This window comes from Achromobacter sp. FW305-C-30-7, assembly GCF_058783105.1.
Genome location: NZ_JBYSYI010000006.1, coordinates 154,108 through 174,321, shown reverse-complemented (window position 1 = coordinate 174,321; position 20,214 = coordinate 154,108). Strand labels below are relative to the sequence as shown.

The following is a 20,214-nucleotide window of genomic DNA, read 5'->3' as shown; positions in this document are numbered from 1 at the left end:
CATCATTAACGAGCGGACGAGCAGACTCTACGCAGTACCTCGTGGATTGGGTATGCTTGGCCTTTGGAATTTGGTCCATATATTGAAAATGCCAAAACCGCCCCCTTCTGATCGCGAGTCGGCCACAGGCACGCAAGCGCTCCGGCGCGCCATGGCGCTGCTGCGCCTGATCACGACGCACAACCGGACGGGATTGCGACTGACCGACCTGCACAGAATGAGTGAGATCGAGAAGCCCACTGTCCATCGCATCCTGCAAGGCTTGCTCAGTGAAGGAATGCTGCGGCAGGACGCCGCCAGCAAGCGCTATTTTCTTGGCGCCGCCATGTACGAAATGGGCCTTGCCGCCGCGCCGCGAATGGCCGTTCGAGACGTATGCCATCCGTACTTGAGAGTGTTGGCGGAACAGACCGGCGATACGGTCTTTCTCATCGAGCGCTCCAAGTTCGACGGCGTCTGCATGGATCGAGCCGAGGGAAGCTTTCCGATCAAGGCCCTGATCCTGGATGTCGGCCGCCGCCGACCGCTTACGGTGGGCGGCGGCAGCCTGGCAATCCTGTCCGCCTTGTCCGAGTCCGAAGCGCAAAGAATCTGCGATATCAATGACGCCCGCAGTAAAGAACGGTTCCCGCGCTACAGCCCCGAGGAACTGCAGCGCGATCTGGCTGAAGCGCGCGCACGCGGATACGTCATCAAGGACGCGCTCGAGATCCCCGGCGTCAGAACGGTGGCCGTCCCGATACGCCAACCGGATGGCGCCCCCGTCGGCGCGATCAGCGTCACGGCGATCGCAGCCCGCCTGGACCAGAATCGCAGCACTTTGGTTGCCGGCTACCTCACCGACGCAGTCGCGCAGATCGAGGCCGAACTAGCTGGCAGAGCCAGCTAGTCGCCGCCAATCTCCAGACGAGCCCACATCACTAGCAGCGGCAACGGCAGCGCCCGCCGCAAGATACCGCATAAGCCCCAAGAGGCCGCCCGGGCGGCCGGCCTGGGGCGGGCACCGCAAGATCCTCGCCCATCCCCACCGTCGGCGAGAACCCTACGAAGACCAGCCCGACCCAGTTGACGTGAAGTTTCAAAAGTGGAGTCTGGCGCGTCGGGGGCCTGGGGCGCGCGGGGCGTCGATAAGCCCGAGGGAATCCGTAGGAGTCGCCGAAGGCGAGGACGAGGATGACGATGGGGCAGTCCGGAGCGAAGGCTCCGGACCGCAATCGTTGCCCCGCGCGCCCCAGGCCCCCGACGCGCCAGACGGCTCAAGAACCCGCCGCAACGCCAGCAGCAACTCCCGAACCGCCTCGACCATCATCATCCCCACCAAGCGCCTGATAAACCGTCACCTGATTCACCAACCGATTCAACATATTCTCATCCCGGGAAACCTCAGCCACCCGCCGCTTCTCCTGCGCATCCAGCCAGTCCTTCAACGGCACCGCCCCCGCCCGATAGCGCACTTCGTACAGCCGCTCAGCCTCGCGCGCCGCCTTCAACGACGCGTCCAGCTGCTCGCCCTGCAAGCGCAGCTGGGTGCGGTTCGACAAGGCGTTCTCGACATCCGCCATCGCCTGGTACAGCGCCTGCCGGAAGTTCACCACGCGCTCCTCGTAGTCGGCCTTGGAGATCTTGATGTTGAGCTGCATCTGGTTCCATTGCAGGAACGGCAGCGTCAGCGCCGCGCCCAGCGAACCGACCGGGTTCTTGAGTACATCGGACAGCGTCGGGCTCGAACTTCCCAACGCGCCGGTCAGCGTCAACGGCGGGTAGAAGCTCGCGCGGGTCGCGTCGACCGTGGACAGGGACTGGCGCAGCCGCAGCTCGGCGGCGCGCAGATCGGGGCGGCGGCCCAGCAGTTCCGCTGGCACGCCGGCGCGGGCTTGCGGCAGCGGATACTGCGGCAGCCGTGCGGGATCGGCCATCATGCGGTCCGGCGGGCCGTCGAACAGGATGGCCAGCGCATTCGCGTATTCCACCCGCTGCTGCACCAGCAGCGCGTGCGCGGCTTCCTGGCTGGCTACGGTCTGTTCGGCCTCGGCCATTTCCAGCGCCGACGCGCCGCCCGCCGCGTATTGCGCCCGCACCAGGTCCTGCGTCTTGCGCGCGTAGGCGATGCTCTCGGCGCTGCTGGCGATACGCTGGTTGATGAAGGCGGTCTGCCAGTACAGCGTGGCGGTGGTGCCCACCAGCGACAACGCGGCGCTCTGGCGGTCCTGCTCGGTCGCCAGCGCGTCCCATTGCGCCGCGTCGCGCTGGCTGGACAGCTTGCCCCACAGGTCTACTTCGTAGCTGACGGTGAGCTGCGCCGCATTGGTCCGGGAGATAGCTCGATCGCCGTACAGGTTGCGGTTGCGCGTCACATCGGCGCTGCCGCCCAGTTGCGGCAACAGCTTGTCCTCGGTAATCCCTGCCTGGTATTGGGCCCGGCGCACCCGGATCGCGGCGGCGGCCAGATCGTTGTTGCGCGCCAGTGCGGCATCGACCAGACCGTTGAGCGTAGGATCGCTGAAGTTGCGCCACCACTCGCCGCCATCGGCCAGCGGCTCAGGCTGGGCGCTGCCAGCCGGCGCATGGGACCAGGCCGCGGGCGTGGAGGTCAACGGCGGCTCGAAGTCGGTGTGCAGCAGGCTGCCGCAGCCGCCCAGGGCCAGCAGCAAGGCCAGGACGGCAGGTTTGCAGATCGGGGAAACCGCTTTCATCTTCCTCATTCCCGGGCCAAGGCCTCGACGGGATCCAGGCGCGCCGCATTGCGCGCCGGCAAATAGCCAAAAAGCACACCGATCAAGGTCGAGCAACTGAATGCCGCCACCATCGATGCCGTGGAATAAACCATCTGGAACGAACCGCGCGTGGCCTTGGACACCAGCACGCCCAGCCCCAGCGACAGGACGATGCCGATGGCGCCGCCGATCAGGCACACCAGCACCGCTTCGATCAGGAACTGCTGCATGATGTCGCTGCGCCGCGCGCCCACCGCCATGCGCACGCCGATCTCGCGGGTGCGCTCGGTCACGGACACCAGCATGATGTTCATCACGCCGATGCCGCCCACCATCAGCGAGATCAGCGCGATCATGGACACCAGCAAAGTCATGGTGGCGGTGGTGCGTTCGATGGTCTTGCGGATCGCGTCCGTGTTGAACACGAAGAAATCCTTGGTCACGTGGCGCCGCGTCAGCACGCGCACGATGGCCTGTTCCGCCGCGGCGGGCGGCGAAGCGTCATTGACGCGCACCGTGATGCTCTTCAGATGCTGCTGGCCCAGCACGCGCGACAGCGCGGTGGTATAGGGGACCCACACGTTCAGCGTGTCGTTGCTGCCGAAGACGGTGTCCTTCTTCTGCGTCACCCCGATCACGCGCGCCGGCATCGATCCCAGGAACACCACCTGCCCGATGGGCTCGGTATGCGAGCCGAACAGCTTGCGCCGGGTGGCGTCGTCGATCACCACTTCCTGGGCGCGCCGCAACACGCTGGTTTCGTCGAAGAACTTGCCCTGGGCCAGCTTGATGGCGCGCACGCGGAAATACTGCTCGCCCACGCCCTGTATCACGCCGTTCACCGACACGTTGCGGTAGCGCAGCGTGTTGCTGGTGGAAACTTCCGGCGTCACGCTGTCCACATAGGATTCGCGCGCCAGGGCATCGGCGTCGGCTGGCACCAGCGTACGGATGTTGACGGCCTTCTCGTCGCCGAAATCCTTGCCGGGAAAGATCTCCACCGTGTTGGTACCGATTTCGCTGATGTCGTCCAGGATCTTGCGGCGCGAGCCCTCGCCCAGGGCCACCACCGACACCACGGCCGCGATGCCGATGATGATGCCCAGCATCGTCAGCGAGGTGCGCAGCCGGTGCGCGTTCATGGCCAGCAGCGCCATGCGCAGCGCCTCGCGGCAACGGTCCAGATAGGCCTGCCAGACAGGCCGCGCGGCCAGCGCCGGCGCGTCTTCCTTGATGCGCTCGGTCCGCGGCGCATCGGGGTTGCGCTTGTCGGCGACGATCTCGCCGTCGCTGATCTCGATGATGCGCTGGGCATGGCGGGCCACGTTCATATCGTGCGTGACGATGATGATGGTGTGGCCGGCGGCGTTCAGTTCTTCCAGGATGCGCAGCACTTCCTGGCCGGTGTGCGTGTCCAGCGCGCCGGTCGGCTCGTCGGCCAGGATGATGTCGCCGCCGTTCATCAGCGCCCGCGCGATGCTCACGCGCTGCTGCTGGCCGCCGGACAGCTGGCCGGGACGGTGCCTGGACCTGTCGCCCAGGCCCAGCCGCTTGAGCAGTTCGTCGGCGCGCGCCAGGCGCGCCTCGCGCTGCTTGCCGGCATACACCGCCGGAACCTCGACGTTGCCTTGCGCCGTCAGGTCGGACAGCAGGTGATAGCGCTGGAAGATGAAGCCGAAATGTTCGCGGCGCAATTCAGCCAGTTCGTCCGGATCCAGCTCGCCCGTGCTGCGCCCGTCGACCCGGTACTCGCCGCGGGTCGGCCGGTCCAGGCAGCCCAGGATGTTCATGAGCGTGGACTTGCCCGAACCGGACGCGCCCACGATCGCCACCATCTCGCCGGCCTCGATGGTCAGGTTGATGTCCTTCAGGACCGCGATGGTCTGCTCGCCCGCGGGAAACTCGCGGCGTACGCCCGTCAGCGAGATCAGAGGCCCGCTCATGTCAGGCCCCCGGCGCCACGGCCGGCGCGGCGTCCGCCGCCACGACGCGCTCGCCCACCTCCAGCCCTTCCAGTACCTGCGCCTGGACGTTGTTGTTCATGCCGATCCGGACCTGGCGCGTTTCGGTCTTGTTGTCCTTCAGGACCACGCGCACGGCGTAGCGGCCGTCCTCGCCGCGCTTGCCCAGCGCCGAGGCCGGCACCACGACCGTGTCCTTGGCTTCGCCCAGCACGATGAAGACCTGGGCGGTCATGGAGATGCGCAGCTTCTCGTCCGGGTTGGGCACGTCGAACAGGCCGTTGTAGTAGACCGCGGCAGTGGTGGAGCTGCCGCTGGCCGAACCGGTCAGGGAAGCCGTCGCGTCGTCTTTCTGCACCGAGTCCGGCGCCGGTTCCACCGCGCGCAGCTGCGCGCGGTAGCGCTCGTCGGGCTCGCCCAGGATGGTGAAGTACACCGGCAGGCCCGGCTTCACGCGGGTGACGTCGGCTTCCGAGATCTGCGCCTTGATGGTCATGGTGTCAACCTGGGCCACCTTGATGATGGTGGGCGCGCTCTGGATCGAGTTGACGGTCTGGCCTTCCTTGGTGACCACCGCCACCACCATGCCATCGATGGGCGAAACGATGCGGGTGTAGCCCAGGTTGACGCGGGCAGTGTCGACCTGGATCTCGGCTTGCGCGATCTGCGCGTCCAACGACGCGATTTCGGCGCGGGTCACCCCCAGCGTGGCCTCAGCGCTCTCATAGGACTCGCGCGAGCTGGCGTCGGCCGCCAACATCTGCCGTTGGCGGCGGAAGGCAAGCTCGGCCTGCTTCAGCATGGCGACCTTGGCGGCCCGCTCGGCGCGCCGGGTCTGCAGGGCGGCCTCGGCGTTGCGCAGTTCGTTCTGCTGGGTCATGTCGTCGATCTCGGCGACCAACTGGCCCTTCTTGACGCGGTCGCCCAACGCCACTTTCAGGGATTTCAACTGGCCGGTGGCCTGGGCGCCCACGCTGACGCGCTCGATGGCGTCGATGGTGCCGCTGGCCAGGACACTATCCTCAAGATTGGCGCGGGTGACTTCGGCCACGGCGAAAGTGGGCGGCGGCGGCGAGGAAAAAAACGCGGCGCGCACGCCGAACACGGCTAACAGGAGCAAAACAGCGATCAGGGAGTAACGCTTGAACTTGCTGCGGGACTTTTTCATTGAACCTGCCGGATGTGGCGCCGGCTATCGGGCCGGCGCCGGTATTGCGAATTGCGGACCAGGCAAGCGATCTTGCCCACGATGCCTGCTCATCCTAAACGTCTCGCCCGCCAGAACCATCGACGATCTGTGGCGAAACGGTGAAAAACAGTAAAGCGGGGCGGAACGTCAAGGCCCGCCCGATTGTTCCGTTGCATGAACGATACAACGCTTTGTCCGGCGCCCATCAAACCCCTAATCCGCAGATGCGGCGAACGTGCCGCCATCTTGCGCAATAAACATGCGACTTCACCCCTAGATGACCGCTATCGTGCGATTGGCGCCAATATCTGTTTGCGGCGCTGCGGAACAGCCTTGCCTCGACATAGGGCGACGATATGGCCAGAATGAACGCAGTTAAGCCGTATCCGTGTCCACTTCTCATAGATCCCCCTCTTCGTCACCTGGTTCCCCGGAGTTTTCCGGGGCGGTGCTTTTGTGCCTCCTGGCCATGATGAATCATGTGGCGCTGACAGGGGGACGGATCACTGTCTCGCTCACCGCGCTGCAAATGGGGCTGTCGACCTTCAAGGTCGGCACGCTGGTCGCGGTGTTCGCCGTGCTGCCCATGCTGTTTTCGGTCCGCGCCGGCCGCTGGGTCGACCGGGTCGGTATCGTGCGGCCTCTGGTCATCGGCACTTCCCTGGTCGCTGCGGGTACCGCGCTGCCCTTCATCTCCCAGACCCAGTTCGCCCTGCTTATTGCGTCCTGTTGCATCGGCATCGGCTTCATGCTGCATCAGGTCGCCACGCAAGACCTGCTGGGCCATGCCGAACCGGCGCAACGGCTGCGCAATTTCTCCTTCATGTCGCTGGCGCTGGCGGGATCCGGATTTTCGGGGCCGCTGATCGCCGGCCTGGCGATCGACCATCTGGGCACGCGCATGGCGTTCGGCCTGCTGACCCTGGGACCGCTGCTGTCGGCGGGAGGTCTCTATGCCTTGCGTCACCAATTGAAGGCGGTGGATTCGCAGCTATCCGGCAAAAAAGAGGCCGAAAAGCGGCGCGTTGCCGAATTGCTGGCCGTGCCGGCGCTGCGCCGCATCCTGATGGTCAACACCATTTTGTCCGGGGCCTGGGATACGCACTTGTTCGTGGTGCCGATCTTCGGCGTGGCGATCGGCCTGTCGGCTACCACGATCGGCGTCATTCTTGCGTCCTTCGCGGCGGCAACTTTCGTCATCCGCTTGATATTGCCGCTTATCCAGCGCCGCGTGCGGTCCTGGACGCTGGTGCGGGTAGCGATGGCAACCGCCGCTATCGATTTCATGTTTTACCCGATGTTTACCGACGTTACCGTCCTGATCGTGCTGTCGTTCATCCTTGGACTGGCCCTGGGCTGCTGCCAGCCGAGCATGCTGTCCCTGCTGCACCAGCATTCCCCGCCGGGCCGCGCCGCCGAAGCGGTGGGCCTGCGGATGGCCCTGATCAACGGATCCCAGGTCTCCCTGCCGTTGACCTTCGGCGCGCTCGGTGCGGTAATTGGCGTTGCCCCGCTCTTCTGGGCCTATTCCGTGGCCCTGATGGCCGGAGGCTGGGCCAACCGCAATCCCCCGATCGAATCCGACCGTAAACCGTAGCCGTGAACATGCAGTCCTCTCCTCCCGCCGCCGGCAACGCCGGCGCCAGCCTGCCCTTTCGCCTCTGGACTCCGCAAGAGCGGCAGGAATCGCTGGACGAGGCCCTGCGCCACTGGCAATCCGGCGAAGACGTGTGGGTGTACGGCTACGGCTCCCTGATCTGGCGCCCCGATTTCGACTTCGTGGAGCGCCGGCTGGCGACCCTGCGCGGCCACCATCGGGCGCTGTGCCTGTGGTCGCGAGTCAACCGCGGCACTCCGGAATGCCCGGGCCTGGTGTTCGGCCTGGACCGGGGCGGCTCCTGCCGGGGGGTGGTCTACCGCCTGGCAGGCCAGCAGGTGCCGACTTATTTCCCGGCGCTCTGGGAGCGAGAAATGTCCACTGGCGCCTACCTGCCGCGCTGGATCAATTGCAGCACCGAGACCGGCACCGTCCGGGCGCTGGTCTTCATCATGAACCGGGACAACCCGGCCTATATCCGCGCCCTGCCCGAGCCCGAGCTGCTGGCCATCGTGCGCCGGGCCGCAGGACGCTACGGCCCCTGCACCGAATACGTGGTGCAGACCGCCCAGGCGCTGCGCGCCGCGGGCATCCATGACGCCCGCCTGGACGCCATCGCGCGCCGGCTGGAGCTGGACGGGCATGTCCTGCCGGAAGGCGCCTGAGGCGCGCGCCCGGAAAATCTTGCCTGCGCCCTGAGCGGGGTCAATAAGGGTACCGCCTCCCAGGCGGTATAAACTCCTTGTTATCAACGCTGAACTACTAGCCCCATGTCCGTCTCTGATCTGCGTCAAAGCTACGACAAGAACGTGCTGCTCGAAGGCCAGGCCGCGGCCTCCCCGTTCGAGCAATTCACCCGCTGGTTCGACGAGGCCCTGGCCGCCAAGGTCCCCGAACCCAACGCCATGACCTTGGCCACGGTGGACGCCAGCGGCCAGCCCAGTGCGCGCATCGTCCTGATCAAGGGCTTTGACGAGCGCGGCTTCACGTTCTTCACCAATTACGAATCCCGCAAGGGCCTGGACCTGCAGGCCGAGCCCCGCGCCGGCCTGCTGTTCTTCTGGCAGCCGCTGGAACGCCAGATCCGGATCGAGGGCGTGGTCGAAAAAGTGGCCGACGACGAGTCGGACGCCTACTACCACAGCCGGCCCGCCGGTTCGCGTATCGGCGCCTGGGCCTCGCGCCAGAGCCAGCCCATCACCCGTGAAGAGCTGGAAGCCCGCGAACAGGAGTTCCGCGAACGCTTCGGCGAACAGCCGCCGCGCCCGCCGCACTGGGGCGGCTACCGCCTGAAGCCCACCGCCTTCGAATTCTGGCAAGGCAGGCCTTCACGCCTGCATGACCGCCTGCGCTATGTCGCGGACGGCCAGGGCTGGAAGATCGAACGTCTGTCGCCTTGATGCCGGGCGCCGCGCGCGCCCGCCCCCAACCAACGATTGCATGACCGCCTCCTCCCCTGATTTTGACGCTGCCTTTTTCCGCACCGCGCTGGGCCGTTACGCCACGGGCGTGACCGTCGTCACGGCCGCCGACCTCGATGGCGCGCCCATCGGGCTGACGGTCAGCTCCTTCAACTCCGTGTCGCTGAATCCGCCGCTGGTGCTGTGGAGCCTGTCGCGCAGCTCGTCGTCGCTGGCCGCCTTCGAGCAGTGCGAGCGCTATGTCGTCAACGTGCTGGGTTCGGAGCAGATCGCGCTGGCGCGCCGCTTCGCCACCGGCAAGACGCCGGACCGCTACGCCGGGCTGACGGTGCATCACGCGCCGGGCGGCACGCCCATGCTGGACGGCCATTGCGCCGCCTGGTTCGAATGCCACAACCGCAGCCGCTATGTCGAGGGCGACCACGTCATCATGGTGGGCGAAGTGGAACGCTGCGGCCATAGCGGCGAGCCGCCGCTGGTGTTCCATGCCGGCGGTTTCGACCTGACCCCGGCCGGCGCGCGTTCGGAAAGGAAAACACCATGAGCGTGGATGTGGATTGCGTCGTCATCGGCGCGGGCGTGGTCGGCCTGGCGGTCGCGCGCGCGCTGGCCCAGTCCGGACGCGAGGTGCTGGTGGCGGAAGCCACCGAGGCTATCGGCACCGGCACCAGTTCGCGCAATTCCGAAGTCATACACGCCGGCATCTATTACCCTGCGGGCAGCCTCAAGGCTCGCCTCTGCGTGCGCGGCAAGCACCTGCTGTATTCGTATTGCGCCGAGCGCGGCGTGCCCTATAAGCGGCTGGGCAAGCTGATCGTCGCCACCACCACGGAACAGGCCGCACAGCTGGAGGGCATCGCCCAGCGCGCCCGCGCCAACGGCGTGGACGACCTGCAGTTCATCTCCGGCGAGGACGCCATGCGCCTGGAGCCGGCGCTGCGCTGCACCGCGGCGCTGTCCTCGCCGTCCACCGGCATCGTCGACAGCCATGCGCTGATGCTGGCGTTCCAGGGCGACGCCGAAAATGCGGGCGCTCAGTGCGTCTTCCACACGCCGCTGGTGTCGGGCCGGGTCCGCCCCGAGGGCGGCTTCGAGCTGCAGTTCGGCGGCGATGAAGGCATGACCCTGAGCTGTAACGTGCTGATCAATTCGGCCGGCCTGCACGCGCCGGCGCTGGCGCGCCGCATCGACGGCCTGCCGGCATCCAGCATTCCCACCGATTACCTGTGCAAGGGCAGCTATTTCACGCTGTCCGGCCGCGCGCCGTTCTCGCGCCTGATCTACCCGGTGCCGCAGCATGCGGGCCTGGGCGTGCACCTGACGCTGGATCTGGGCGGCCAGGCCAAGTTCGGCCCCGACACCGAATGGGTCGGCACCGAAGACTACACGCTGGACCCGGCTCGCGCCGAGGTCTTCTACGAGGCCGTGCGCAGCTATTGGCCGGCCCTGCCGGACGATGCCCTGGCGCCGGGCTACACCGGCATCCGGCCCAAGATCTCCGGCCCTCACGAACCGGCGGCCGACTTCGTCATCGCCGGTCCGGCCGCGCATGGCGTGCCCGGCCTGGTGAACCTGTTCGGCATAGAATCCCCCGGGCTGACCTCCAGCCTGGCCCTGGCCGAAGAGACCTTGGCCCGCCTGAATGGATAAGCCGGATAGCGCCCACGCCGCACACGCTGCGCGTGCTTGCTGCCCCCCGAGGGGGCTGCCCTCCCTTGGGGCGGCCCGGCGGGAGGGCTCTACACTGCCATCACCCTTTTCTCCTTCTCTCCTCTTCCCTGAACCATGCAGCACAACGACTACATCCTGACCCTGTCCTGCCCCGACCGCACGGGCATCGTGTACCGCGTCAGCGGCCTGTTGTTCGAACTGGGCTGCAACATCCTGGATTCGCAGCAGTTCGGCGATGAAGAGACCGGCCGCTTCTTCCTGCGCGTGCACTTCGACGTGCCCGCCGCCGTGTCCGCGGACGACCTGCGCGCACGGCTGGACGGCATGTCCGCCGAGTACGGCATGGAGCTGAAGCTGCATGACGCCCGCCGCAAGGAACGCCTGCTGATCATGGTCAGCAAGCAAGGCCACTGCTTGAACGACCTGCTGTTCCGCGTGCACAGCGGCCATCTGCACGCCGAAGTAGCCGCCATCGTGTCGAACCACAACGACTATGCCAGCCTGGCGGCGTCCTACGGCATCCCGTTCCACCACCTGCCGGTTACCGCCGACACCAAGGCGCAGCAGGAACAGCAGGTGCTGGCCCTGGTCGAGAAGGAAGGCATCGACCTGGTGGTGCTGGCCCGCTACATGCAGATCCTGTCGGAAGACATGTGCCGCGCGCTGAATGGCCGCGCCATCAACATCCACCACAGCTTCCTGCCCAGCTTCAAGGGCGCGCGCCCCTACCACCAGGCGCATGCGCGCGGGGTCAAGATCATCGGCGCCACCGCCCACTACGTCACCTCGGACCTGGACGAAGGCCCCATCATCGACCAGGACATCGAGCGCGTGGACCACACGATGACCGCGCAGGACCTGACCCAGGTGGGCAGCGACATCGAGTCCCTGGTGCTGTCGCGCGCCGTGCGCAGCCACGTCGAGCACCGCATCCTGCTCAACCGCAACAAGACCGTCGTCTTCCGCTAAAAGCAGGGGGGCCGCCATCAGGCGGCCCCTCGCGACTAGGGCGGCGCGCGCGCCGCCTAGGACCTCTCCTCCGCCTGCGCCACGGCCAGGGCAGCCACCGTGGCGCTCGCCACGTCGGGTTGCAGATGGCCCTGCAGCCGCTGGTACAGGCCGATGCGGCGCACGATGTCCATCGGCTGCCCCATCAAGCCTGAAACGATCAGCGTCACCCCTCGCGTCTCGCACGCCTTGTTGAGTCCTTCGAGCGCTTCGGCGCCGGTCGAATCGACGTAGATCACGTTCTTCAGATCGAGTACCAGCGCGCGGGCAGGCAGGCGGTCTTCCAGCGATTCCACCAGCTTGGTGGCGCCGAAAAAGACCGTGCCGTATAGGCGCCAGACAGCGATCTTGCCGTCCTGCCCGGCGAGCAGGGGCTGCTCCGCGGCCGTGATGCGTTCGGCGCGCGACAGGCTGGAGATGCGGTAGATGAAGGTCAGGCAGGCCGCGAAGATGCCGAACTCCACCGCCACCGTCAGATCGAAGACCACCGTCAGCAGGAACACCGACACCAGCGTGACCCGGTACGGCAAACGGTAGGTCTTGAGCCGGGCGAACTCGCGCCATTCGCCCATGTTCCAGGCCACGAACATCAGGATGGCCGCCAGCGTCGCGAGTGGTATCGAGGCCGCCAAGGGCGCGGCCGCCAACATCACCGCAAGCAGCGCCAGCGCATGCGCCATGCCGGCGACTGGGCTGGTGGCGCCGCTTTTCACATTGGTCACGGTGCGCGCAATGGTGCCCGTGGCCGGCATGCCGCCGAAGAAAGGCGTGACGAAGTTGGCGATGCCCTGGGCCATCAGCTCCTGATTGGGATCGTGCCGGTCGCCTATCATGCCGTCGGCCACCCGCGCGCACAGCAGCGACTCGATGGCGCCCAGCGCGGCAAGCGTGATGGTGGGCATGAGCAGGAACCTGGCGGATTCCCAACTGAACGCCGGCAAGGTGAAGTCCGGCAGCGCCGCCGGTATGCCGCCGAAGCGGCTGCCTATGGTTTCCACCGGCAGGCCGAATACGGCCACCGCCGCGGTCGCCAGCACCAGCGCGACGATGGAGCCCGGCACGCGGGCCAGCCCTGCCGTCCGCCGGCCGCCCCATGCCGGCAGCCAGCGCTGCCAGCCGACGATCACGGCCAGCGACAGCAGCGCCACGCCGGCGGCCCAGGGGTTGAGCGTGGACAGATGGCTGCCCAGCGCGCCCAGGATGCCGAAGAAGTCGCCCGGCATCTTGGAAATCGCAAGGCCCAGGAAATCCTTGACCTGCGACAGCGCGATCAGCACCGCGATGCCATTGGTGAAGCCGATGATCACCGCCACCGGGATGAAACGCACCAGCGTGCCCAGCCTGAGCAGCCCCATCACAAACAGCAGCACGCCGGACAGCGCCGTGGCGATGATCAGGTTGGCCACGCCGTACTGCTGCACGATGTCGTAGACGATGACGATGAAGGCGCCCGCCGGCCCGCCGATCTGCACCCGGCTGCCGCCGAGCAAGGCGACCAGGAAGCCCGCAATGATGGAAGTGAAGAGGCCGGCCTCGGGCTTGAGGCCCGACCCGATGGCGAACGCCATGGCCAGCGGCAGCGCGACCACGGCAACGGTAAGCCCCGCGCCCAGGTCCTGCGCCAAGCGGACACGGTCGTAACCGCGCAACGCGTCAAAAAGACGCGGCCGAAACGAAAAAGGAATTTCCACGAAAGACTCCGGAGAAGTGGAACCGAAACGCCCTGCTGTGGGGTTCAGTACTTCGCCGGAGGGCCGCAGTGGCGCAGCCTGGTGATGAAACGCCTGCGGCGCGTCAGCGGCAGGACTGGTCGGTAGGACATGGCTAAAACCCGGAATTCGCGTTCGTTCGTGTGCAAACGGTTCCATCCCTGGCCGGATACTGGCGGCGCCGGGATACCGCTAACGATAAGCCTTCGGGCGGGTTCTGCCTACCCGCAATGCGCGCTTCATGGCGTTTCGAGGCTATCCCAGTCATGCCGCGCCGCCATTTCCACCGCTTTTTCCTGCAGCGGCGTGCGTGCGGCCTCGCGCCAGATCATCTGGCTGAGCGAGCGGGCCTCGTGCTCGAAAGCGATGAAGCGCGTCCCCGCCAGCCCGCTGCGCGACAGGCAGGCCGGCACGATGGACACGCCCAGCCCCTGCGACACCAGCGACGCCACGCTCAGCCAATGCCGCACCTCGTGCCGGATCACAGGCATGAAGCCCGCCGACACGCACATGGACAGCACCGTCTCGTAATAGCTCGGCGAGGCCGCCCGGGCGAAGAAGACGAAATCGTCCGCCGCCAGCTCCGCCAGCCGTAAGACGTCCCGCCCCGCCAGCGGATGCGCCTGCGGCAAGCACACCATGAAGGGCTCGGCCATCAGGTCGCGCGCCAGCACGCCGTTAGGCACCGGATTGGCGTGGATGAAGCCCAGGTCCTGCTCGCCGCGGCGCACGGCCTCGATCTGGTCATGGGAATTCAGCTCGGTCAGCACGTGCTCCACGTCCGGCAGTTCGGCGCGCATGGCGTTGAGCAGCGCCGGCAGGCCGCGGTACAGCATGGAGCCCACGAAACCGATGCGCAGCCGGCCGCGCAGGCCCGCGTCCACGCGTTGCACCAGCGTGCGCACCTCTTCCGCCTGGCGCAGCAGCGTCAGGGCTTCGCGATACAGCACCTGGCCGGCGTCGGTCAGCTCCACGTGGCGGCTGGTGCGCGTCAGCAGGCGCGCGCCGACGTTGTCCTCCAGCTGCCGAATGGCGTAGCTGAGCGGCGGCTGGGAAATGTGCAGCCGCGTGGCCGCGCGGCTGAAATGGCGCTCTTCGGCGACGGCAATGAAATAGCGCAACAAGCGCGGATCCAGGTCCATTTGTCTCCCCCGCGACTTCAATCCATACTTTTTTTGGATTGTTCTACACACAAACAGTATTTGTATAGATTAATCCATGCCAGCACCATCACAGGCATCGTTCCCGTCTTCAGCAGGATGCCGCCATGGATACCCCCGTCAAGACCGCGCCCAGCGCCGCCACTCCCGTCCCGGATTCGCGCGGACAGAATCTGTTCAGCGCCGATCCTTACGCCGAGGCGCTGAGCCGGCGCTACCTGCCGGCCGCGCTGCATGCCCATTTGCTGCCCCACCTGGAGCGCCTGGGCGCGCTGGCCGGCGGCGTCATGGACGAACTGGCCGCCACCGCCGACAAGCACCCGCCCACCCTGTCCGTGCGCAGCCGCGCCGGCACCGACGAGTCGCGCATCGACAAGCACCCCGCCTATGTCGAACTGGAACGCCTGGCCTACAGCGAGTTCGGCCTGGCCGCGCTGTCGCACCGCGGCGGCGTGCTGGGCTGGCCCGAGCCCATGCCCGCGGCCGCCAAATACGCCCTCAACCATCTGTTCGTGCAGGCGGAGTTCGGCCTGTGCTGCCCGGTCAGCATGACCGATTCGCTGGCCCGCACCCTGCGCAAGTTCGGCGACCCGGAGCTGGTCGAGCGGGTCCTGCCCGAGGTGACCTCGCAGGATTTCGACACGCTGCGCCAGGGCGCCATGTTCATGACTGAACAGGGCGCGGGTTCGGATGTCAGCGCCACCGAGGTCACCGCCACCGCGCAGGACGACGGCACCTGGCTGATCCACGGCGACAAGTGGTTCTGCTCCAACCCGGACGCGGGCTACGCCATGGTGCTGGCGCGTAGCGAACCCCAGCCCGGCCTGAAGGGCGTGTCGCTGTTCCTGCTGCCGCGCGACCTGGCCGACGGCACCCACAACCACTACCGCATCCTTCGCCTGAAGGACAAGCTGGGCACGCGCTCGATGGCCAGCGGCGAAATCCGCCTGGAAGGCGCGGTAGCCTGGCTGGTGGGCGAACGCGGCCGCGGCTTCAAGCACATGGCCGACATGATCAACAACTCGCGCCTGTCCAACGGCATGCGCGCCGCCGGCCTGATGCGCCGCGCCGTGACCGAGGCGGTCTACGTCTCGCAGCACCGGCGCGCCTTCGGCAAGCGCCTGATCGACATGCCGCTGATGCAGCGCCAGCTGGTCAAGATGACGGTCTGGGCCGAACAGGCCCGCAGCGTGATGTTCCAGACGGCGCGCGCCCTGGCCGGCGCGGACCAGGGCGTGGCTGATCCGGCGCTGGCGCGCATCCTCACGCCGCTGATCAAGTTCCGCGCCTGCCGCGATGCCCGCAAGGTGACCGGCGACGCCATGGAAGTGCGCGGCGGCTGCGGCTACATCGAGGAATGGACCGAACCGCGGCTGGTGCGCGATGCCCATCTGGGCTCCATCTGGGAAGGCACCAGCAATATCGTGGCGCTGGACGTGCTGCGCGCGATCAACAAGGAAAACTCGCTGCCGGCGCTGCGCAGCCACATCGACGGCCTGCTGGCCGAGGGCCGTCCCTGCCCGCCCGAGCTGGCCGAGCTGCAAGCGCGCGCCCTGGAACAGACCTATGCGCTGGCCGAGCACGCCGCGCAAGCCGACCGTCCCGAACTGGCGCGCCAGGCGGCTTCGCTGCTGTACCACGCGGTCTCCATGGCCGCCTTGCGCTGGGAAGCCACCGAACCCGGCCTCGAAAGCCGCGCGCTGCTGGCCGACCAGGTGCTACAGCACCGCCTCGGCCCGCGCGATCCCTATGCCATCCCGGCCGACGAAAGCGTGGCGTGCCGGGCCATCCTGCAATACGCGCTGTAAAAACCGACGCCGGCGGCACAGCCGGCGCGCAACCCACTGGAGACAACCATGACCCGAACCCTCGCCCCCTGGCTGCTGGCGGCCGCCGCCGCCATCGCCCCGACCGCGCCCGCACTGGCCGCGGAGGCCTACCCTTCGGCGCGGCCCGTGACGCTGATCGTGCCCTTCCCGCCCGGCGGCCCCACCGACGCCCTGGCGCGCCGGCTGGCCGACAAGCTGCGGCAGCCGCTGAACCAGAATGTCATCGTCGAAAACCGCGCCGGCGCAGGCGGCAACATCGGTTCCGAATACGTGGCCACGGCCAAGCCCGACGGCTACACCCTGCTGTTCGGCACCTCCGGCCCGCTGGCGATCAACGTCAGCCTGTACAAGAAGCAGGGCTACAACCCCGAGACCAGCTTCGCGCCCATCATCCGCATCGGCCACCTGCCCAACATCCTGGTGGTGAACCCATCGGTGCCGGCCAACAATGCGCAGGAGCTCATTGCCTACGCCAAGAAGAACCCGGAAAAGCTGAGCTACGCCTCCTCGGGCAACGGCGCCTCGTCGCATCTGGCCGGCATCCTCTTCAACAACATGGCCGGCACCCAGATCATGCACATCCCCTACAAGGGCACGGGTCCGGCGCTCAATGACCTGCTGGGCGGGCAGGTGTCGATGTCGTTCACCGACATCCTCACCGCGCTGCCCTACATCAAGGCGGGCAAGCTGCGCGCCATCGGCTTGGCCAGCGCCCAGCGCTCGGATGCGTTGCCTGACCTGGCCACGCTTTCCGAGCAGGGACTCAAGGGCTACGACGTCAGCGTGTTCTTCGGCATCGTGGCGCCCAAGGGCACGCCCCCTGATGTGGTGGACACCTTGAACCGCGCCTTCAAGACCGCGCTGTCCGATCCCGAGGTCGCCCAGACGCTGCGCAGCCAGGGCATCGTCGAAGCCCAGGACCAGACGCCGCAAGGCCTGGCCACTTTCATCTCCGCCGAAGTGCCCAAATGGCGCGACCTGATCAAGAGCGCCCACGTTTCCATCGACTGAACGGACCCCACATGGCTGCAACCCTGCCCAACGCCGGCGCCCTGGCCGGCTGCAAAGTAATAGACCTGTCACGCGTGCTGGGCGGCCCCTATTGCACGCAGATCCTGGCCGACCACGGCGCCGACGTGCTGAAGATCGAGCCGCCCGGCGGCGACGAGACGCGGGGCTGGGGGCCGCCCTTCCTGGGCGACACAGCGTCCTACTTCATCGGCGTGAACCGCAACAAGGACGGCATGACGCTGGACCTGTCGCAGGCCGCGGGGCAGGAACTGCTGCGCCACCTGCTGGCCGATGCCGACGTGCTGGTGGAGAACTTCAAGCCCGGCACGCTGGAGAAATGGGGCCTGGGATACGACACGCTGAGCCGCGACTTCCCCGCGCTGATCCATTGCCGGGTCAGCGGCTTCGGCGCGGACGGGCCGCTGGGCGGCCTGCCCGGCTACGACGCCTGCGCCCAGGCCATGTGCGGCCTGATGAGCGTGAACGGCGACGCGGACGGCGACGCCACCCGCGTCGGCCTGCCGGTGGTGGACATGGTGACCGGCCTGAACGCGGCCGTGGCCATCCTGCTGGCCTTGAACGAGCGCACGCGCAGCGGCCTGGGGCAGTTCCTGGACATCACGCTGTACGACTGCGCCTTGTCGCTGCTGCATCCGCACGCGCCCAATTACTTCTACAGCGGCAAGGTGCCCGCACGCAGCGGCAACGCGCATCCAAACATCGCGCCCTACGAAACGCTGCCCACCGCCAGCGGCCCGATCTTCCTTGCGGTCGGCAACAACCGCCAGTTCGCGCAGCTGGCGCAGACGCTGGAGGCGCCGGGGTTGGCCGAGGATGCGCGCTATGGCACCAACGCCGACCGCCTGCGCAACCGCCTGGCCCTGCGCGACGACCTGTCCGCGCTGCTCGCGAACCACGACGCCGCCGCTTTGGCCGACCGCCTGCTACGTTGCGGCGTACCCGCGGCCGCCGTGCAGACCGTGGACCAGGCGCTGGCGCATCCACACACCCGTCACCGCGGCATGGTGCTGGAGCAAGGCGACTATCGCGGCGTGGGCTCGCCGATCAAGCTGTCGCGCACCCCGGCCACGCTGCGCAAGCTGCCGCCGGCGCTACGCCCCGCCGACGCCGGCGAGTAAAGCCGCGCGGCCTTAGCCGCCCTGGGCGACGCCTTCGCGGCGCGGGTCGGCGCCGCCCTGCAAGCCGCCGGCGTCGATCACGATGCCGTGGATGCCGCTGGGAAACTCGAGTATCCGCACCGGGTGCCCCATGCGCTCGAGCTCAGGCGCCAACGCCTCCAGCGCGGTGCCCTTCTCCAGCTCGGTTTCCTTGTTGCGGCTGCCCATGTTGGGCAGATCGATGGCTGCCTGGATGTCCAGGCCCCAGTCCAGCACGCCCACGATGGTCTTGGCCACGTAGTTGATGATGGCGCTGCCGCCCGGCGACCCCACCAGCAGATAGGGCTTGCCGTCGCGCAGCACGATCATCGGGGCCATCGAACTGCGCGGGCGCTTGCCCGGCTCGATACGGTTGGCGACGAGACGGCCCTCGGGATCCTTGTACGACGAGGAAAAGTCCGTCATCTCGTTGTTCAGCAAAAAGCCGCGCACGAAGATCTTGCTGCCGAATTCGTTCTCGATGGTGGTCGTCATGCTCAAGGCATTGCCCTGCGCGTCCACCGCCACCAGATGGCTGGTCGAGGGCAATGCCAGCGCATCGTCCTTGCCCAGCGACAGCAGCTTGCCTTCCGGATCGCCGGGCAGCGCCACCTTCATGCTGCGGTCCGGCTGGATCAAGGCGCCGCGCGCGCGCAGATAAGCCGGGTCCAGCATGGCGCGCACCGGCACCCGCACGAAGTCCGGATCGGCCACATAGAAGTCGCGGTCGGCGAACGCCAGCCGGCCGGCCTCGGAGAAGTAATGCACCGCCTCCAGGCTGCCCGGCTTGTAGCTGGCGAGCGGAAACTGTTCCAGTTCGCCCAGCATCTGCAACACGGCGATCGGGCCGCTGCTGGGCGGTCCCATGCCGCACAGCTGATAGCCGCGATAGGCGCCGCAGACGGGATCGCGCGTCTTGGCGCGATAGCCGGCCAGGTCAGCCAGGGTCAGGTCGCCCGGCACGGCATGGCCGCGCACGGCTGCGACGATGTCCGCGGCGATGGCGCCCTGATAGAACGCGTCGGCGCCTCGTTCGGCCACTGCGCGCAGCGTACGCGCGAATTCGGGGTTCTTCAGCACATGGCCCACCGGCCACGGGGTGCCGTCAGGCGCGTAGAAATAGGCTGCGGCCGCGGCTTGCGCGCGCAGCTCCTTGTTGCCTGCCAGCAGCTTGTGCAGGCGGGGCGACACGGGGAAGCCCTGCTCGGCCAGCCGGATCGCAGGCTGGAACAGGTCGGCCCAGGGCAACACGCCCTGCTCCTTGTGCGCCAACTCCAGCCCGCGCAGCAGGCCCGGCACGCCCACCGCCAGGCCGCTGTTCACTGCGCGGGCAAAGGGCACCGGCTTGCCGTCCGGATCCAGGAAACGCTGCGGCTGGGCCGCGGCAGGCGCGGTCTCGCGGCTGTCATAGGTCTGGATGCGGCCGCTCTGGGCCGAATACACCACCATGAAGGCGCCGCCGCCTATGCCGGACGATTGCGGCTCCACCAGGTTCAGCACCAGTTGGCTAGCGATAGCCGCATCCACCGCGCTGCCGCCCCGGCGCAGCATCGCGTCGCCGGCCTGCGTCGCCAGCGGATTGGCCGAGGCCATCATGAAGTGCGGCGCGCGCACCAGCTGACGCGTCTGCGTGCCGCTAGCGGCTTCGGGGTTCAGATCTTCGACGGCTTGCGGCGTGCGCGCCCATGCGGCAGGCATGGCCGCGAGCGCGGCGGCAAGCAGGAGGGCGGCGGCATGACGAGGTGCTCGCATGGAGGGCTCCGGTGTGCGCCGGCTGTCCGGCAGGG

General features: G+C 67.4%; 16 protein-coding genes. 10 read left to right on the top strand and 6 right to left on the bottom strand.

Annotated features, from left to right (window positions below):
* Positions 1 to 52 precede the first annotated feature (52 nt).
* Positions 53 to 889, top strand: a complete 837-nt coding sequence (locus tag AC3WOB_RS20640; RefSeq protein ID WP_492276040.1) for an IclR family transcriptional regulator — start codon at positions 53 to 55, stop codon at positions 887 to 889.
* A 367-nt stretch (positions 890 to 1,256) separates the two neighbouring features.
* On the opposite strand, the gene AC3WOB_RS20635 is transcribed toward AC3WOB_RS20640, so the two are convergent.
* The 3 genes from AC3WOB_RS20635 to AC3WOB_RS20625 are packed head-to-tail and all read right to left on the bottom strand — an operon-like array spanning position 1,257 to position 5,843.
* On the bottom strand, positions 1,257 to 2,693 hold the full coding sequence (locus AC3WOB_RS20635) for an efflux transporter outer membrane subunit (protein ID WP_013391667.1): 1,437 nt from the start codon (positions 2,691 to 2,693) through the stop codon (positions 1,257 to 1,259).
* A 5-nt stretch (positions 2,694 to 2,698) separates the two neighbouring features.
* On the bottom strand, positions 2,699 to 4,657 hold the full coding sequence (locus AC3WOB_RS20630; protein WP_492276039.1) for a MacB family efflux pump subunit: 1,959 nt from the start codon (positions 4,655 to 4,657) through the stop codon (positions 2,699 to 2,701).
* Position 4,658: 1 nt separating this feature from the next.
* On the bottom strand, positions 4,659 to 5,843 hold the full coding sequence (locus tag AC3WOB_RS20625) for an efflux RND transporter periplasmic adaptor subunit (protein ID WP_492276038.1): 1,185 nt from the start codon (positions 5,841 to 5,843) through the stop codon (positions 4,659 to 4,661).
* Positions 5,844 to 6,252: 409 nt separating this feature from the next.
* Here AC3WOB_RS20625 and AC3WOB_RS20620 point away from each other — a divergent pair, with 409 nt between their 5' ends.
* From AC3WOB_RS20620 to purU, 6 genes are all read left to right on the top strand, one after another.
* On the top strand, positions 6,253 to 7,461 hold the full coding sequence (locus AC3WOB_RS20620; protein WP_492276037.1) for an MFS transporter: 1,209 nt from the start codon (positions 6,253 to 6,255) through the stop codon (positions 7,459 to 7,461).
* Positions 7,462 to 7,463: 2 nt separating this feature from the next.
* Positions 7,464 to 8,126 (top strand): gamma-glutamylcyclotransferase, encoded by a 663-nt coding sequence (locus AC3WOB_RS20615; RefSeq protein WP_041652293.1) that lies wholly within the window; start codon positions 7,464 to 7,466, stop codon positions 8,124 to 8,126.
* A 105-nt stretch (positions 8,127 to 8,231) separates the two neighbouring features.
* Entirely contained in the window at positions 8,232 to 8,861 is a 630-nt protein-coding gene (pdxH, locus tag AC3WOB_RS20610; RefSeq protein ID WP_492276036.1) for a pyridoxamine 5'-phosphate oxidase, read from the top strand.
* Between the two features lie 40 nt (positions 8,862 to 8,901).
* The gene (locus AC3WOB_RS20605; protein WP_013391661.1) at positions 8,902 to 9,426 is read left to right on the top strand and encodes a flavin reductase family protein; all 525 of its coding nucleotides are present in this window, start codon (positions 8,902 to 8,904) and stop codon (positions 9,424 to 9,426) included.
* Positions 9,423 to 10,532 carry an NAD(P)/FAD-dependent oxidoreductase gene (locus AC3WOB_RS20600; protein WP_013391660.1) on the top strand — a complete coding sequence of 370 codons (1,110 nt, stop codon included), beginning with the start codon at positions 9,423 to 9,425 and terminating at the stop codon, positions 10,530 to 10,532. Before AC3WOB_RS20605 ends, AC3WOB_RS20600 begins: the two co-directional genes overlap by 4 nt.
* 135 nt (positions 10,533 to 10,667) lie before the next feature.
* Positions 10,668 to 11,522, top strand: a complete 855-nt coding sequence (gene purU / locus AC3WOB_RS20595; RefSeq protein ID WP_013391659.1) for a formyltetrahydrofolate deformylase — start codon at positions 10,668 to 10,670, stop codon at positions 11,520 to 11,522.
* A gap of 56 nt (positions 11,523 to 11,578) precedes the next feature.
* Here purU and AC3WOB_RS20590 read toward each other — a convergent pair whose 3' ends face one another.
* Together AC3WOB_RS20590 and AC3WOB_RS20585 are read right to left on the bottom strand one after the other, a co-directional pair.
* On the bottom strand, positions 11,579 to 13,252 hold the full coding sequence (locus AC3WOB_RS20590) for a SulP family inorganic anion transporter (RefSeq protein ID WP_492276035.1): 1,674 nt from the start codon (positions 13,250 to 13,252) through the stop codon (positions 11,579 to 11,581).
* A 257-nt stretch (positions 13,253 to 13,509) separates the two neighbouring features.
* Positions 13,510 to 14,412, bottom strand: coding sequence for a LysR family transcriptional regulator (locus AC3WOB_RS20585; protein WP_492276034.1), 903 nt, complete (start codon positions 14,410 to 14,412; stop codon positions 13,510 to 13,512).
* 125 nt (positions 14,413 to 14,537) lie between these two features.
* Here AC3WOB_RS20585 and AC3WOB_RS20580 point away from each other — a divergent pair, with 125 nt between their 5' ends.
* Genes AC3WOB_RS20580 through AC3WOB_RS20570 form a run of 3 tightly spaced genes read left to right on the top strand, consistent with a single transcriptional unit; the run spans position 14,538 to position 18,409 of the window.
* Positions 14,538 to 16,238, top strand: coding sequence for an acyl-CoA dehydrogenase family protein (locus AC3WOB_RS20580; protein WP_492276033.1), 1,701 nt, complete (start codon positions 14,538 to 14,540; stop codon positions 16,236 to 16,238).
* Between the two features lie 48 nt (positions 16,239 to 16,286).
* On the top strand, positions 16,287 to 17,270 hold the full coding sequence (locus AC3WOB_RS20575; protein WP_492276032.1) for a Bug family tripartite tricarboxylate transporter substrate binding protein: 984 nt from the start codon (positions 16,287 to 16,289) through the stop codon (positions 17,268 to 17,270).
* An 11-nt stretch (positions 17,271 to 17,281) separates the two neighbouring features.
* Positions 17,282 to 18,409: a CaiB/BaiF CoA transferase family protein gene (locus AC3WOB_RS20570; RefSeq protein ID WP_492276031.1), complete on the top strand. Its 1,128-nt coding sequence runs from the start codon at positions 17,282 to 17,284 to the stop codon at positions 18,407 to 18,409.
* A gap of 12 nt (positions 18,410 to 18,421) precedes the next feature.
* Here the strand turns inward: AC3WOB_RS20570 and ggt are convergent, their stop codons facing one another.
* Entirely contained in the window at positions 18,422 to 20,179 is a 1,758-nt protein-coding gene (gene ggt / locus AC3WOB_RS20565; protein WP_492276030.1) for a gamma-glutamyltransferase, read from the bottom strand.
* Positions 20,180 to 20,214 lie beyond the last annotated feature (35 nt).

Coding starts and splice junctions, on each gene's coding strand:
- AC3WOB_RS20630 (WP_492276039.1), bottom strand. CDS start 4,657: ATGAGCGGGCCTCTGATCTCGCTGACGGGCGTACGCCGCGAGTTTCCC.
- pdxH (WP_492276036.1), top strand. CDS start 8,232: ATGTCCGTCTCTGATCTGCGTCAAAGCTACGACAAGAACGTGCTGCTC.
- AC3WOB_RS20570 (WP_492276031.1), top strand. CDS start 17,282: ATGGCTGCAACCCTGCCCAACGCCGGCGCCCTGGCCGGCTGCAAAGTA.
- AC3WOB_RS20585 (WP_492276034.1), bottom strand. CDS start 14,412: ATGGACCTGGATCCGCGCTTGTTGCGCTATTTCATTGCCGTCGCCGAA.
- AC3WOB_RS20580 (WP_492276033.1), top strand. CDS start 14,538: ATGGATACCCCCGTCAAGACCGCGCCCAGCGCCGCCACTCCCGTCCCG.
- AC3WOB_RS20625 (WP_492276038.1), bottom strand. CDS start 5,843: ATGAAAAAGTCCCGCAGCAAGTTCAAGCGTTACTCCCTGATCGCTGTT.
- AC3WOB_RS20635 (WP_013391667.1), bottom strand. CDS start 2,693: ATGAAAGCGGTTTCCCCGATCTGCAAACCTGCCGTCCTGGCCTTGCTG.
- purU (WP_013391659.1), top strand. CDS start 10,668: ATGCAGCACAACGACTACATCCTGACCCTGTCCTGCCCCGACCGCACG.
- AC3WOB_RS20575 (WP_492276032.1), top strand. CDS start 16,287: ATGACCCGAACCCTCGCCCCCTGGCTGCTGGCGGCCGCCGCCGCCATC.
- ggt (WP_492276030.1), bottom strand. CDS start 20,179: ATGCGAGCACCTCGTCATGCCGCCGCCCTCCTGCTTGCCGCCGCGCTC.
- AC3WOB_RS20605 (WP_013391661.1), top strand. CDS start 8,902: ATGACCGCCTCCTCCCCTGATTTTGACGCTGCCTTTTTCCGCACCGCG.
- AC3WOB_RS20600 (WP_013391660.1), top strand. CDS start 9,423: ATGAGCGTGGATGTGGATTGCGTCGTCATCGGCGCGGGCGTGGTCGGC.
- AC3WOB_RS20640 (WP_492276040.1), top strand. CDS start 53: ATGCTTGGCCTTTGGAATTTGGTCCATATATTGAAAATGCCAAAACCG.